The sequence below is a fragment of the Ferdinandcohnia sp. SAFN-114 genome (assembly GCF_059415045.1).
Genome location: NZ_JBPFDQ010000023.1, coordinates 18,775 through 32,274, shown reverse-complemented (window position 1 = coordinate 32,274; position 13,500 = coordinate 18,775). Strand labels below are relative to the sequence as shown.

Genomic DNA, 13,500 nt, shown 5'->3' with positions numbered 1-13,500 from the left:
ATTAAAACTAAAACAGACTCAAAAGCTTTGTTCTACACAAACTTCTGAGTCTGTTTTTACTACTTATCCCTGTGCTTCGGCCTAATCTTCTTCTTCTTCTTCCTCTTCTTCTTCTTCCATTTCAAAGTTAGTTTCTGTATTGTCCATATATTCTACTGCCAATTTAACATTCCCAGAAGTACCTCCTCTGACTGCATCTAACACAGCTTGAAGCGCTTCCTCTGTGGACATATCTGGTGAGAGACTGAATCCATTTTCAAAATCACATTTAATCTTTGCTTTCCTAACTTCTCCCATAATTAATCCTCCTTGGTAAATTTGATTTCATCAATAGGATATGCACACATATTGATTAGGTAATAGGTTATTCGCTGAAGTTTTAAATACTTTTCTCAGTGCGGGAAATGTAACCATGGTCCTTTTAGTATTTGTTCTTTAATAATGATTTTCACTCTAGGTTTTTTAACATTTTCTTCTTCTGGCTCTTTTATTTCTTCGAGCCTTTCTTCTTCTTTTTCCTCTGAATTTAGCAATTCCTCTTTTTCCACTGGAGTTTCATCAATTTGTACTTCTAAACCATTTATAGCAGTAATATCTTCCATTGGTATTTCGAAATCCTTTGCACCCACTCCATCTTTTACACTGTTATCCTTCTCGCTATTTAAAACAAACGAATCAGTAGAGCTACCTTCAAGTCCTTTTGAAATTTCATTCAAGGTACCATCAAGTGAAAACTCCATAAATTCTGATGTTACAGTATTTGCTTCATTTTCCAAATCAATAGGATTCTCAATTATTACCTCTTCCTGAGATTTAACTTTATTCTCGTACTCTGTTAATCCCCATCCCATTGGTCCAGGAGGTGAAAAAACGAATTGTGATAAGGTAATTGTTGGCAGTTCTGGAGGGAGATATTTTTTATTCATTCGTTTCTCCTCCGTTCATATTTTTAATCTCTCGATAAAAGGTAGGAAAGTCTTGTAAAAACTGATCCATAGAATTTTCAACAGCAATAATGTTTTGTAGCGCCCAAATATATTTTTCATCAGACCACGAAAGCTTTTGTCCTAAATAGTATTTGTGAATAATTGAACAGAACATGTGAGGAAAAGCTAAATCATTCCACAACACTTTATATTGTTTTTCCGTAAGTGGATGGACCTTATCATATGAACCTAATAGGTAAACTGCAACTTTTTCATCCCAAACCGAAAGTTTTTTCATCATTTTATTCAAAATAATTCGAAGATCCCTTGACGGTAAATCATTCGTAATAGAATGTAGCTCTTTCATATATGGAAGGTTATTTATTTCGATAAATCTTGCTAAGGTAAAATCTTGCTGTGTAAAACTACTAAGTTCGATGGTTTGATTTGTCCATTCTTGATATTCCGGTTCATCTAGTGCCAGTAGAGCATTCTTACCTCTTTCGAGCATTTTATCTACATGTTCTAAAAACATCATAGAAAAGGCATCATTTGGGTTCGAAAGCGCAATTTGCTTATTCCCCTCAAGTTCCTGAAGCTTCCATCTATATAATTTATGCCACTTTCCTACTCTCCCTCGTTTTTTACTTATTTCAGATGGTAAATAACCCTGAGATGCTGTGTGGAATTTACCAGTAAACTCCATAATCTTTCCCATTTGTTCTAAATTATAATAAGTCATTTCATTTCCTTCGACCTTATCATACAAAACAAATGATTGGTTTTCTTTTGTGCCAATGCAAATTGCACCGTTTTTTGTCATATGAATAGGGGTAATTTCTAGCCCATTTTGTTGTAAATGTAAGTGTGCACCTGCGATGAACAACATCCTACCTGGTTTCATGTTTGCTTGTTTTAAGATTTTTGGGCCATTATTTGTTTCAACCTCCCAAGTTGTTCGACCACTTCTGTTTGAAATAAGTGTGATTTCACCAAACTCAAACGGATAAAATTGAAGTACCTTCTGTATGTTATCTTTTTTAAGAGTGTTCTGTTCCTCCATAGCTCCTCACCCTTTCTTCACTCTATTGTCTTAAAACCTCTTCATACACCTGAAGTAAACTGGATGCAACCCGATTCCATCCAAATTCGTTTTCTACTTTTTTCCTCCCATATTTCCCCATCGCTTCCCTCTTACTCGGATTGCTTAGTAACGAATTAATAATTTGTGCATAAGCATCAGGATTTTCAAAGTCAAATATTATATATCCATTTTTCCCTTCCTCAACCACCTCAGGATTTCCACCACGATTACTCGTTATAATCGGTAATCCTGCTCCCATTGCTTCATAATGCACCCGTGCAAGTGGTTCTTGCCATTGTGATGAGCATACAAAAAGGTCTGCCATTGAATATAAGCTAGGAATATCAATAGGTCGAATAAATTTAAAAAATGTCACATTGTTATGGTATAAGGCTCCTAGTGTATACAAATGTTTTACATAATTATTGATTTCATCTTCACCAAACCATTTTGAACCAACAAATACCATCATAACATCTGGATGTTCTCGTATAATTTTTGGTAATGCCTGTAATAATATATGCGGCCCCTTCACCTTACTTAGTCTACCTACAAATAAAATCACTTTTTTATTTGTGAGTCCAAGTTTTTCCCTCATTGCAGCTCTTGCACGCTTTCCTTCTGCAGTCCACACTGGTTGATATTCGTTTAGATCTACGCCGGAGTACACAGTTTTCGTTTTTGATTTAGCGATAGGAAATCTAGTGGTGATTGTCTGACCAATATAATCACTAACTGTAACAATTTTTGAAGTGCTTGCAATACATTGCTCACCATCGTTATCACTTATTTTGTTATAATCGAACATTTCATTATGAACACTTAGAACAAATTTTGTGTTTGGTGAAGCATCCTTTAATTTTTGAATCCATGCAGGGCGGTTACATAAATGAACGACATCATAATTTTCATTTTCCATATGCTGCACAATTTTTTGAATATATTGGTCCTCATCATATCGAATATAACGCACCCCATTCCTTTGCTCGTTATCTTCCAAACTACTGTCCGTAATTGAAATAACAGTTACTTGATGTTGTTGAGCAATTGTTCTTGAGACAGCATCTATATATATCTGAATTGCCCCTCCGCGTACAGCTGGAACTGGAAGCTTTTCCGTTGAAATAATTGCTAATTTCATGTGGTGTGTGACCTCCTTTAATAACACTTTATGAACTTCCTATATAGGCAAATCCTCCCCCTAAACTATGATACGGATAGCAGACCATCGTTGTGATAGATATTTAACCTAGAGTGAAAAAAGGGCATAATCCCTATTATATATGCCTATTTTTCATATATTGGACTTATAACCAGCGCATAAATGGCAATTAACCATACATATGTAACAAGATTTGGAGAGGAAGGTGCTAACATGAAAGAAGAATTAGTAGAAACACCTATAGAGGGAGTAGCTGAACTTGTATTATCACCTGAAGCACAACAAAAACTGATTCAGTTGGCAGAATCTATATTAAAATATTGGAATTTCACCATAAATCATATTGAAATTATCCAAGGTGGACAGCTTGCTCTTGTTTGGAAGGTCGTTACACCGGAACAAACAATTTGTTTAAAACGAATTCATCGCCCAGAAAAAAAAGCATTATTTTCAATTTATGCTCAAGATTATTTAGCAAAAAAAGGGGCGCTAGTCCCAAAAATAATTCCAAATAATCACGGAAAACTTTATACAAAAAGTGGGCCTTTTTTATTTGTTGTTTACGATTGGATCGAGGGAAGACCATTCGAGTTAACCATGAAGGAAGACTTAGAAATGATAATGAAAGGGCTAGCAGAATTCCACCAGGCTTCGATCGGTTATCATCCCCCACCAGGAGTACCGATATTTACAAAGCTGGGGCGATGGCCAAATCATTACATCAAACGATGTCAACAAATGGAAACCTGGAAACGTATTGCGGAGACGATGCCAGACGATCCTTTCTCGCAGGCCTATCTTCAAGAAATAGATCCATTTATTAAAGAAGGTAGAGAAACATTGCAGCGGCTTTCACAGTCAGGTTACCAGGAATGGGTAGATCAAATTAAAAACGAACCAAACCTATGCCACCAAGACTACGGAACGGGAAATTCTCTACTTTCCCCTGACAATCGAATTTGGGTAATTGACCTTGATACAGTCTCATACGATTTACCTATTAGAGATTTACGTAAAATGATAATTCCATTACTGGATACTACTGGACATTGGAATGCAGAACAATTCAATACAATGATTAATGCCTATGAGTCAATTTCCCCGTTAACGGCTGAACAGAAAAACATCATGTTTATTGATATGCTTTTCCCTTACGAACTCTATGATGTAATCCGTGAAAGATATGTTCGAAAAACCCCATTATTAGCGGATGAACTTTTAAGTGCATTACAGTATGAAACGGTAAAGTCCACCGCACTAAACATGCTTATAAAAGATAATCTATAACCTAACTCCGAGGATATCCAATCACTACTAATTTACCTTTTTTTATGGGGGAGTTTTGAATTACTAGAGTCAAGTAAATGGCCTTATTAAATTTGGGTTTTTAGCTAGTAGAAAAACAGGATACTTGTCTAACACCATTAAGATTCTAATAGCATTTACTAATAAAGAATAAATTAGAAGGAAGTGATTTATAGTGACTCAGCTCTTCCCTCCTCCTAGTCACAACCCTATTACCCTAAACATTCTAAGTAAAGCGCTCCCTTTAGAAGGATATGATAACAAATGAAAGAGAACATCCTACTAAACACGTTAGAGGAAGGATTCTTTGATCTCCATATTCACTCAACATACTCAGATGGGATTTATACACCACGTGAACTTGTACAAAAAGCGCGTATTGCTGGATTAAGAACGATTGCTATTACTGATCACGATACCCTTGAGGGAATCGCAGAAGCACGTCAAGCTGGACTCGATTATGGGATTAAGGTTATTGCAGGTGTGGAGATAAGTACGAAATATAAGGGTCGAAGCATCGACATTCTTGGTTACAATATCGAAGCAAACACTGAATTAACTAACATTCTATCTCATTTGCGTGAAGGTAGAGAAGAAAGAGCATTAAGAATCATAAAGAAATTCACGGAATTAGAAATGCCCATAACGATTGATGATGTGAAAGAATTCAGTAAAGGGAATATTATCGCAAGACCACATATTGCTAAGGCAATCGTTAATAAAGGCTATGTATCGGATTACCAATCAGTGTTCGATAACTTTTTAGCTGATGGAAAACCATGTGCAGTAGACAAGGTCATTCTATCCCCTGCGGAAGGAATTGACCTTATTCATCGAGCTGGGGGTAAAGCTGTCTTAGCACACCCATTATTGATTGGCGATGACATGGTTGTACGTGAATTAATGCAATTTCAATTTGATGGAATTGAGGTATGGCATCGAAAACAAAAGAAAGATGATAACGCCCGTTATCAGCAGCTTGCAAATGAATTTCAGTTACTTATGACAGGTGGATCGGACTTTCATAATGATGAACATTTGATAGGACAATTCGGAATAACATGGGAAAAACAAAACAAAACAAAAGATGTCCACATTGTATGGCAAAATACGAAAGTTACAAAGGAGGACAGAAATCAGCTTAACGGTCATAAAAGTTTCATTCTATGGTTTACTGGTCTTTCCGGGGCAGGCAAATCGACTCTTGCTGTAGAGATTGAGCGAGAACTTTTTCGCAGGGATATTCAATGCTTCTTACTTGATGCGGATAATATCCGTCACGGTTTAAATAAAGATCTACGTTTTAGTGCTGAGGATCGAGCAGAAAATATTAGACGAATTGGAGAAGTGTCCAAGTTATTTGTTGGAGCAGGCATAATTCCAATTGTAGCCAGTATTTCCCCATACCATGCTGACCGCACTATGGTAAGATCTCTTGTCAATGAAGGGGATTTTATTGAAATTTATGTTAAGTGCCCAATTGAAGAGTGTGAACGAAGAGATCCAAAAGGTCTTTATAAAAAAACGCGGGATGGTGAAATACAAAACTTCACAGGTATAAACTCCCCTTATGAAGTCCCTGTTAATCCAGAAATAACAGTTGAAACCAATAAACTATCAATTCGGGATGCAACAATTACTATTTTACAATACTTGCAAGATAATGATTATATACCCAATAAAGGGCTGGTGGATATCCATGGACATTTGGATTGCGATTAGCGGACTGGTGGTTGGTATGATCATTGGAACAACAGGGATGGGTGGGGGCATTATTATGACCCCACTCCTCCTCTTCGGGTTTGGTGTGTCCCCTGCTGTTGTGGTTGGTACGGATCTGATTTTTGCGTCTGTAACTAAGTCATTTGGTGCATGGCAGCATTGGCGACAAAGGACGATTGATTTTAACTTAATACTACGTGTCGCCATAGGCAGCATTCCTGGAACATTAACAGGATTACTACTTCTTTTATTTATCAAACAGGGAAACCAAACAGATTTAAATTTGTTTATTACTAAAAGTATTTCAGTTGCATTCATACTTATTTCAATCGTTATGTTACTAAAATTGGCTGTAAGGAAAAAGTCAATATATGACGGTTCAAAGCAAGTAAACACTGGTATACTAATATCGATAGGGTTTCTAACAGGTCTTCTAGTTGCGATTACCTCGGTGGGAAGTGGAACTTTATTTATTGCTTTATTATTATGGCTATACCCGTATAAATCTTCCACTCTAGTGGGTACAGATATCCTTCATGGCGTGTTGATAACGGGGGTCGCAGGGCTAGCACATTCATTTTTAGGTACTATTGATTATGTACTATTGCTTCAACTATTAATAGGTTCGATTCCTGGTGTACTTATCGGTAGTAGGATAACTGTCAAAGTACCAGACTTATACATTCGTATCTTATTAATCACTATGATGCTCGTCTCTTCATTCATCTTATTATTCCGCTGATCATACTTTCTAAGTTTTTCATATTGAAGTCAACTACGTTTAAAGAAAAAGATAAAGGTTAAAGTTCACCTTTATCTTTTTCTTTGCATTTATATTATTTCCGTCAAAGTAATTGAAGCCTACCATTTACAGCTCTTTCAATCTCCCATTCCACAAGTATGATAAAATCTTTGCTCAAAAGGTATCTCCTATTTTTTAAAAATTATGTAAAAGAGAAGCATAGATCATCTTCTCCATATATTATCATTAAAATATTTTACTTTCGATTCTTTTTTCTTTCTTGCTTCGTGGTATTTTTCCGATAAATTAAACAGTTTTTTTGTAGCTATTTCAAACTCTTCATCTGTTATTTCTTTTTTTACGAGGGATTGTACTAAAATTGCAAGTGCGATTGGCATGGTATCAATGTCAACAGAGACATTTACATCAACATCCGAGTTTCCACTTTTGTTTACTACTGCCTCGGTGTCTGTTATGTTAGAATCTTTAATACGATTATCATTCTTAATTTCATTATCGGATCTTTCCCATACATATAAATCATTTAGCCAAGATCTCATAACTCCCCTCCCCTTCTTTTATAAAAAACGGGGTATATAGAAAACATATACCCCGTTTCTCTTAGAAGTCCACATCTTGGTCTTGGTCTTGATCTTGATCTGATTCAGCATCCGCACGAGTTCTCGCTTTTGCTCTCGCTTTAGAATCCGAATCTACTTTAATATCAAGATCTACTTTTGAGTTTCCGCTGTCAATAACTTTCGCTTCAGCTTTGTTAATGTTTTTGTCAGATAATCTATTTTCATTGTCACTTTCTACATCAGTTTTATTTCGTAGCTCATTGTCATTCTTGAAGTCTACATTTGCTTTTGAGTCGCTGTCAGCTTTTGAACGGCTACGGCTTTCACTTTCATTGTCTCCACCTCTGCCAGGAAACCATGGTCTATTCATTCTCCTCACTCCTTTCTTTTGAATTACTATATCCTATTCAAAATCTCCGAAAAACTTTTGGACAAACATCCCGATTAAATTGCGGATTTTTATAAGAACCACAATCTATCGTTGTAGAATTACAAAATGTCTATAGGAATCAGCCGAAGAATCAATAAAGCTAACAAGTATTATTGACCATACGTAAATTAGCTTAATATGTTACAAGAAATTTAACTTAACAAAGAAAAAAGACTAGGATTTCAACCTTTTCCTAGTCTTTTTTAAATGTGCATCACCATTTCTTGGGGGAATAATTTTTTTCAAATAGAAACTGAACCCCATACAATATAAATGCCTTATAAAAATAATAAATGAAAAATTGAAATTCATTTATCTGGTCTAATGTGTAATATTTTATCTTCCTTGAAAACCTTGCAATCGGAAAAGCAAAGATAGCATTTAGAATCGCATTGAGTAATAAAAACTTTTTAAAATTACCAAATGTCCATTTTAATATCCAAAGGGAACTTACGAAAAATGGACCAATATAAAATGGAAATTCCCCAAACAAATGTGATTCTGGCTTATTATAAAAAACCCACCATTTACGTCTTTTCCCAATCATTCCATTTATACATTCAAATAGAACGATAAGAAGTGCCGATGGGGAAAATCTTTTTATGGAACTTAACCCTATAAAGGGTAATGTCGACCATGTTAGTAAAACCAAAACAACATTAACAAATTTTTGGATTTTTATTGTCAAACTTCATCATCCTTTTTCCTTAAGTCTATCTCTCCTTTTCTTTTAAACTATCCAATAAGATACATTATATGTAAAAAAAGCTTATTTAATAAAAAAGCCTTATAGACTTTTTCACACAGAAATGCTTTTTTGAAAAATAATTTATGATCGCCATAGATGGGGATAAAGTATCTCCCAAATTGTGTTACATAGTATCATTTATTATTTTCCTAATCTGGATTTTCAAGAAAATAAGCATTTTTTCAGTACTGTCCCTTGTTGAATGACAACGTCCCATTATTCCTAACTAGGATCGTTTGTTATGTTCTGGAATTTAATTATTTTTCAGTACTAAATAATCAATCTTCCGAATAAATATAGAGTTGTAATAAACGCCTCTAATCCATAGTGATATCTTTACTTTTCTTAACTGATATCTTCTTGATATCAGTTTTTTCTGTTCCAGTCCTTCGTTTTTAGTCATATACGAACCCTGTGTAGCCTTGAATGACTAGGGATATAAATTAAGAAAAGTTTATTAATCTTTCAGAATCAGCCTTCAAATTGAAAAATCCGGTTATAATTTCTAAGTTAAACATACAAAGTTGTCCTATGGCCAATCCAATTGAGAGGGATTACATAAAATTAATTACTTCAACTGTGTATTAGCTCCTCAAAGTTCTCCCTTGAGACAAGGAAATACCCTGTTAAAAATTTCAAAAAATACAAAGGAAATGAAAAAAGAGGATTCCATTTTATCGATTGATAAAAACCTAACCATTCGAACAAAGGCTCTCCTATAAATGTGCTAATAGTGGAATAGAGTAAGGCTTTTAAAATAGGTGAAATATTTGGCTTGATTTGAACAAGAAAAAGTATAGGAAGAAGACTTAAATCCCAAGGCATGAAAGATGGCAAGAACGGAATAGGTTCATATCTGTAATCCCAAAAACCTAATTCTGACCCAAAAGAATCCAGTATTATAGAAATGCCAATGATAAAAAATGCCCCATATAGTAAGCGATTCGTAGATTCTTTTTTTCTATATTTCCACCATACCACCCAAGGAACAATAGTAAGTATGACGCAAAGCCACCATTGCCAGGATAAAAACACATATTCAAGCCAAATTTCATGATCTTTTTGATCAGCTTCAGCTAAAGTTATATATATACCATCTATTTTTTTCGCAGTCTCCTCCGGAATTATCATTCTCTCATTCCTTTTTTGATAAGATAATCAAACCTATGGGCGTCATGCCAAAATTTATTTTCATCTAAAACTCACTTTTATCTACTAAAATAAGTAAGTTTGACGTTCCTTACTTAGTCGTTGCTTCGATTGCACGCTGTGTTTCTTCTAACCTACGAAGCAGCGCTTTTGCGCGTATGTATGCCGGTTCTTCCGTTACGCCTGAATTTTCTACTTCTCGCAATTGTTCCTTTGCTTGTAGTACCAAGTTTTGAGCATACTGGAATCGCTCCCTGTCACCATTTCCTTGTGACTCAATTACGGCATGCTCGGCTTCGTCAACAGACTGTACAAGTTGATTCAAAAGATTATCCAATTTCGTCATCTCCTTTAAAAAAGTGATACAAGCTCTCCATCTTGAATACAATTCCTAAGACAAGTCTTTTAAGAGGTGTAAATTCAAATGGGCGTTCTTTTCAGTTATGTTCTATTAGGTCTCAGCCTTGCAGCACCCATTGGCCCCGTTAATGCTGCACAATTAGACAGAGGTATCAAATACGGCTTCCTCCATGCTTGGCTCGTTGGTGTTGGTGCAGTATTCGCTGATGGAGTATACATGCTCATTGTTTACTTAGGTCTTATATCCTTCATCAATACCCCATTTATCCAAACGTTTCTATGGCTTTTTGGTTGTTTTGTATTGTTTTATACCGGTGTTGAAAGTATGTTAAGTGCCGGACAAATTAAGATGGAGAATTCCAGAAACCAGGAACCTGCTTTTAAAGCCTTTTTCTCTGGATTTATCATGTCGATTACAAACCCGCTTACTATTTTATTTTGGTTAGGGATTTATGGCTCTGTATTGGCCAAAACAGCTTCCACTTCAACCAGTAGCGAACTAATCCTCTATAGTGCAGCCATTTTTTGTGGACTACTTCTATGGGATATAACAATGGCAACAGTATCGAGTGGTTTTCGGAGGATCTTAACCTCACGTCTATTAGCACTCATTTCCATTGTATCCGGGCTATCTCTCATGGGCTTTGGTATCTATTTTGGTTTTCAAGGTATAAAACTTTTACTAAGTCACTAAGTTTTTTGAAGTTTTTCAAATAAAGTGTCCATGCCCTTGGACTCTTTCTTTTTACTACCTTTGTTTTTAATAAAAGCAAATATAAAGATAATCACGATAAATCCGAGACTAATAAAAAAGCCTGGACGAATTTCTTTACTAAACAATGTTCCACTAACCGCAAGTAAAATAAATAGCACGCCAAGATAATATTTCATTTTCCCAACAAATCCAGGCTTTAATAGTCGATTTGCAGACAAGAGGATAAATAACCAATTATATAAGAGCATGAGCCCTGCTCCAGTCGTTACATATTCGTAAATACTATCAGGCATTAAAAGCGAAAAGATAATTGAAGTAAGTAGGCCGGATGCTGTTAAAATAAAGGCTGGTAATGGCACCTTTAATTTCCCTTTTTTTGAAAAGATCTTTGGGGCATCTCCGTCTTCTGACAAGTTCACTAAAATACTTGTTACCCCATATAGAGCAGCAACCATTGTGGAGAATCCTCCAATAATCAAGGCCCCATTAAAAATATCAGCAATTAATGGGATATTGTAATTATCTAAAGCAACTACAAATGTACTTTCTTCACCTGTGAAGACTTTCCACGACACGAGCATCACAGCAAGTCCAACGGAAGCCAAATAAATGATGGTTAGAAGAAGAAGCATCATCTTTCCAGCCTTTGGTGCTTCACTCTTGTCCTTAAGCTGGGTTGCCATTAATCCCATTACTTCAATCCCACCGAAGGCATAGAACGCAAAAATCAAGGCGGACCAGAGCCCCATTATTCCTTTCGGGAAATATTCAGAAGGCAGTTGAGGATCCCTTGTTCCATCGATAGCACCTGTTACTGCCAATACCGCAATTACAATAAACATAAGGATTGCCGAGATTTTGATGAGAGCAAAAACATTCTCTAGTTTGTTAATCCCACTTGTACCAATCAACAATACAGCTAAACCTAACACACCATAGATTACAGCAAAGACCCATAAAGGGGTACCAGGAAACCAAAATTTAGTAAAAATAGACAATGCAGTAAGCTGACTTCCCATGATAAGCATTTCGGCACTCCAGTAAATCCAACCTATACTAAAGCCAGCCCATCTTCCGAAAGCTTGTTTTGCATAAGTACGAAACGCCCCTTTTTCAGTTTTTTTTGCAGTAAGTTTAGCTAATCCATCATAGACAAAATAAGTTCCAATTGCAGCTATAATAAATAGGATCAACACAGAGGGGCCAGCTGTTCGAATCGCAATGCTGGACCCTAGAAAAAAACCTGTGCCTATTGTACATCCAACTCCAAAAAGGGAAAGCTGCCACCATTTAATCTTTTTCTCACTTTTTCCTTTAGCCATATCCCCTCTACCTCTTTACCTTTTGAAATAAAGAATCTGTTCGAACCAGCTTGGGGGGTTTAATAAAAAATAAAACAAGAACGGTTGCTACAGCCGAAATGCCAGCTACCGAGAAAAACAAGATATCATGTGAAAGCTTCATTAAAATGGCAAAAACAGGTGGGCCGATCGCAACCCCAATAAATCGAGCACTACTGTAAATAGAGGTAATTGTACCTCTTTCGTCTTTTTCAGTGCCATTCGTAATGAGTGCATCCAAACTTGGAAGAGCGACTCCGATACCTATCCCGCAAATGACAAGGGCAGCTATAAAAATGTACAGATTTTCCGTGTAACATATTCCAAAAACAGCTACAGTAGCTGCAAAAATCCCCGAAAAAATAATCCATTTGATTGCATTTTTATCATCACCAAGCTTCTTTCCAGTGATAAATGAAGATAAGCAAAGTGCACCGAGTGGAATTGCAAGGATGAGACCTTTTATAATTCCATCAATTCCGTACTTGTCCTCCAAAATCGACGATAAGAAGAAGAGCATCCCAAAAAGAATATAAAAACATATGGCGCCAACGATAAAAATGGAAATCAGCCATCTTCCTTCTTCCTTAAGTGTGCGCTTAATTTTCTTTAGAAAAAAAGAGAAGCTTGAGGTATCCACTTCATTATTCTTTGGAGTTTGTACAAGAAATTGAATCAAAAGAATCGAAATCAAGCAAAAAATGGCATATACCAAATAAAAGCTGCAAGTATTGCACCTAAAATTGGACTTAGTACCTTTCCAAACGTGTTTGATGTTTCAATCAATCCTAGTCCTGTATTCACATCTTTCTCACTTTTGCACATATCACCTACTAAAGGTAAAACAATGGGGGAAGCACCAGCAGCTCCAACGCCTTGTAAAAACCTTCCGATTAAAATGATCAAATATGGACTTTCAAATAACCACGAAGCTAGTCCAGAAATTAATCCCCCTATCCCTGCAATTATTAAGCTTGGGATAATGACCTTTTTCCTTCCGATTCGATCAGAGAGAAAACCAGCGATTGGGATTAAGATGATGGCTACTATAGAATAAATCGTTATGATTAAACTTGATTGAAAGGATGTAATACCAATTTCTTTTTCCATAATCGGTAAAATGGGAATAAGCATAGAATTACCTAAGGTCATGACTAATGGGATGGATGCTAGTGAGAGCACACCCCATTTCTCCGTTTTTTGCATGTCTCCTATCTCCTTCGGAATTCTAATATT

Annotated in this window: 15 protein-coding genes and 1 pseudogene; 5 read left to right on the top strand and 11 right to left on the bottom strand. The window is 35.9% G+C overall.

Going from position 1 to position 13,500, the window contains the following annotated elements; translation table 11 throughout:
- Positions 1 to 81: 81 nt before the first annotated feature.
- From ACR65M_RS09540 to ACR65M_RS09525, 4 genes are all read right to left on the bottom strand, one after another.
- Positions 82 to 297, bottom strand: a complete 216-nt coding sequence (locus ACR65M_RS09540; RefSeq protein WP_440273180.1) for a hypothetical protein — start codon at positions 295 to 297, stop codon at positions 82 to 84.
- A 95-nt stretch (positions 298 to 392) separates the two neighbouring features.
- The gene (locus tag ACR65M_RS09535; protein WP_440273179.1) at positions 393 to 926 is read right to left on the bottom strand and encodes a hypothetical protein; all 534 of its coding nucleotides are present in this window, start codon (positions 924 to 926) and stop codon (positions 393 to 395) included.
- Positions 919 to 1,989 carry a CotS family spore coat protein gene (locus ACR65M_RS09530; RefSeq protein WP_440273178.1) on the bottom strand — a complete coding sequence of 357 codons (1,071 nt, stop codon included), beginning with the start codon at positions 1,987 to 1,989 and terminating at the stop codon, positions 919 to 921. The genes ACR65M_RS09535 and ACR65M_RS09530 overlap by 8 nt, the downstream gene beginning before the upstream one ends.
- A gap of 22 nt (positions 1,990 to 2,011) precedes the next feature.
- A complete protein-coding gene (locus tag ACR65M_RS09525; RefSeq protein ID WP_440273177.1) occupies positions 2,012 to 3,151 on the bottom strand; it encodes a glycosyltransferase family 4 protein in 1,140 nt (379 codons plus the stop codon).
- Positions 3,152 to 3,385: 234 nt separating this feature from the next.
- On the opposite strand from ACR65M_RS09525, the gene cotI reads away from it, so the two are divergent.
- The 4 genes and pseudogenes from cotI (at position 3,386) to ACR65M_RS09505 (ending at position 6,941) form a co-directional block, all read left to right on the top strand.
- Positions 3,386 to 4,459, top strand: a complete 1,074-nt coding sequence (cotI, locus tag ACR65M_RS09520) for a spore coat kinase CotI (protein WP_440273212.1) — start codon at positions 3,386 to 3,388, stop codon at positions 4,457 to 4,459.
- A gap of 282 nt (positions 4,460 to 4,741) precedes the next feature.
- Positions 4,742 to 4,966: pseudogene (locus tag ACR65M_RS09515) on the top strand (PHP domain-containing protein); the annotation flags it as partial.
- A gap of 567 nt (positions 4,967 to 5,533) precedes the next feature.
- Positions 5,534 to 6,199 (top strand): adenylyl-sulfate kinase, encoded by a 666-nt coding sequence (cysC, locus tag ACR65M_RS09510; RefSeq protein ID WP_440273211.1) that lies wholly within the window; start codon positions 5,534 to 5,536, stop codon positions 6,197 to 6,199.
- Positions 6,177 to 6,941, top strand: a complete 765-nt coding sequence (locus ACR65M_RS09505; protein WP_440273176.1) for a sulfite exporter TauE/SafE family protein — start codon at positions 6,177 to 6,179, stop codon at positions 6,939 to 6,941. The genes cysC and ACR65M_RS09505 overlap by 23 nt, the downstream gene beginning before the upstream one ends.
- A 224-nt stretch (positions 6,942 to 7,165) precedes the next feature.
- On the opposite strand, the gene ACR65M_RS09500 is transcribed toward ACR65M_RS09505, so the two are convergent.
- From ACR65M_RS09500 to ACR65M_RS09485, 4 genes are all read right to left on the bottom strand, one after another.
- A complete protein-coding gene (locus ACR65M_RS09500) occupies positions 7,166 to 7,501 on the bottom strand; it encodes a hypothetical protein (RefSeq protein ID WP_440273175.1) in 336 nt (111 codons plus the stop codon).
- Positions 7,502 to 7,562: 61 nt separating this feature from the next.
- Positions 7,563 to 7,892 carry a hypothetical protein gene (locus ACR65M_RS09495; RefSeq protein ID WP_440273174.1) on the bottom strand — a complete coding sequence of 110 codons (330 nt, stop codon included), beginning with the start codon at positions 7,890 to 7,892 and terminating at the stop codon, positions 7,563 to 7,565.
- A gap of 1,381 nt (positions 7,893 to 9,273) precedes the next feature.
- Entirely contained in the window at positions 9,274 to 9,831 is a 558-nt protein-coding gene (locus ACR65M_RS09490; protein ID WP_440273173.1) for a CBO0543 family protein, read from the bottom strand.
- A gap of 109 nt (positions 9,832 to 9,940) precedes the next feature.
- Entirely contained in the window at positions 9,941 to 10,186 is a 246-nt protein-coding gene (locus ACR65M_RS09485; RefSeq protein ID WP_440273172.1) for a hypothetical protein, read from the bottom strand.
- Positions 10,187 to 10,273: 87 nt separating this feature from the next.
- Here ACR65M_RS09485 and ACR65M_RS09480 point away from each other — a divergent pair, with 87 nt between their 5' ends.
- Positions 10,274 to 10,903, top strand: a complete 630-nt coding sequence (locus ACR65M_RS09480; RefSeq protein ID WP_440273171.1) for a LysE family translocator — start codon at positions 10,274 to 10,276, stop codon at positions 10,901 to 10,903.
- On the opposite strand, the gene ACR65M_RS09475 is transcribed toward ACR65M_RS09480, so the two are convergent.
- From ACR65M_RS09475 to ACR65M_RS09465, 3 genes are read right to left on the bottom strand one after another with little or no spacing between them, the layout of a single operon-like run.
- The gene (locus tag ACR65M_RS09475) at positions 10,900 to 12,246 is read right to left on the bottom strand and encodes an amino acid permease (protein ID WP_440273170.1); all 1,347 of its coding nucleotides are present in this window, start codon (positions 12,244 to 12,246) and stop codon (positions 10,900 to 10,902) included. The genes ACR65M_RS09480 and ACR65M_RS09475 overlap by 4 nt on opposite strands.
- 7 nt (positions 12,247 to 12,253) lie before the next feature.
- Positions 12,254 to 12,943 (bottom strand): MFS transporter, encoded by a 690-nt coding sequence (locus tag ACR65M_RS09470; RefSeq protein WP_440273169.1) that lies wholly within the window; start codon positions 12,941 to 12,943, stop codon positions 12,254 to 12,256.
- 11 nt (positions 12,944 to 12,954) lie between these two features.
- A complete protein-coding gene (locus tag ACR65M_RS09465; protein WP_440273168.1) occupies positions 12,955 to 13,470 on the bottom strand; it encodes an MFS transporter in 516 nt (171 codons plus the stop codon).
- Between the last annotated feature and the right edge of the window lie 30 nt (positions 13,471 to 13,500).

Excerpts from the sequence above, each read along its gene's own strand:
- ACR65M_RS09535 (WP_440273179.1), bottom strand. The coding sequence starts at position 926 with ATGAATAAAAAATATCTCCCTCCAGAACTGCCAACAATTACCTTATCA.
- ACR65M_RS09530 (WP_440273178.1), bottom strand. The coding sequence starts at position 1,989 with ATGGAGGAACAGAACACTCTTAAAAAAGATAACATACAGAAGGTACTT.
- ACR65M_RS09480 (WP_440273171.1), top strand. The coding sequence starts at position 10,274 with ATGGGCGTTCTTTTCAGTTATGTTCTATTAGGTCTCAGCCTTGCAGCA.
- ACR65M_RS09540 (WP_440273180.1), bottom strand. The coding sequence starts at position 297 with ATGGGAGAAGTTAGGAAAGCAAAGATTAAATGTGATTTTGAAAATGGA.
- ACR65M_RS09465 (WP_440273168.1), bottom strand. The coding sequence starts at position 13,470 with ATGCAAAAAACGGAGAAATGGGGTGTGCTCTCACTAGCATCCATCCCA.
- ACR65M_RS09495 (WP_440273174.1), bottom strand. The coding sequence starts at position 7,892 with ATGAATAGACCATGGTTTCCTGGCAGAGGTGGAGACAATGAAAGTGAA.
- ACR65M_RS09490 (WP_440273173.1), bottom strand. The coding sequence starts at position 9,831 with ATGATAATTCCGGAGGAGACTGCGAAAAAAATAGATGGTATATATATA.
- ACR65M_RS09505 (WP_440273176.1), top strand. The coding sequence starts at position 6,177 with ATGGACATTTGGATTGCGATTAGCGGACTGGTGGTTGGTATGATCATT.
- ACR65M_RS09500 (WP_440273175.1), bottom strand. The coding sequence starts at position 7,501 with ATGAGATCTTGGCTAAATGATTTATATGTATGGGAAAGATCCGATAAT.
- cotI (WP_440273212.1), top strand. The coding sequence starts at position 3,386 with ATGAAAGAAGAATTAGTAGAAACACCTATAGAGGGAGTAGCTGAACTT.
- ACR65M_RS09525 (WP_440273177.1), bottom strand. The coding sequence starts at position 3,151 with ATGAAATTAGCAATTATTTCAACGGAAAAGCTTCCAGTTCCAGCTGTA.
- ACR65M_RS09475 (WP_440273170.1), bottom strand. The coding sequence starts at position 12,246 with ATGGCTAAAGGAAAAAGTGAGAAAAAGATTAAATGGTGGCAGCTTTCC.